Source organism: Pseudomonas helleri (genome assembly GCF_009600315.1).
Classification (GTDB): domain Bacteria; phylum Pseudomonadota; class Gammaproteobacteria; order Pseudomonadales; family Pseudomonadaceae; genus Aquipseudomonas; species Aquipseudomonas helleri_A.
Map to the genome: position 1 here is coordinate 1 of NZ_WIWC01000195.1, position 240 is coordinate 240.

Genomic DNA, 240 nt, shown 5'->3' on the forward strand with positions numbered 1-240 from the left:
TGGATCTTCGAATCAAATTCGTCGCCTTGGCTTTAGCCGAGGGTGCCAACATCACAGCTTTGTGCGAGGACTTTAATATTGGTCGCACAACTGCCTACAAGTGGCTGAAGCGCTACAAAAGTGAGGGTAGCGACGGGATGAATAATCAATCTCGCCGCCCCCATACCTCGCCCAATCGAACCGCACTCGAACCTGAGGGCCAGATACTTGCGCTTAATATCGAGCACACTGGCTGGGGGG

Annotated in this window: 1 protein-coding gene; it reads left to right on the top strand. The window is 53.3% G+C overall.

Going from position 1 to position 240, the window contains the following annotated elements:
* Window positions 1-240, top strand: a 240-nt coding sequence (locus GHN86_RS23300) for a helix-turn-helix domain-containing protein (RefSeq protein WP_153383383.1), incomplete at both ends; no start/stop codon positions are given.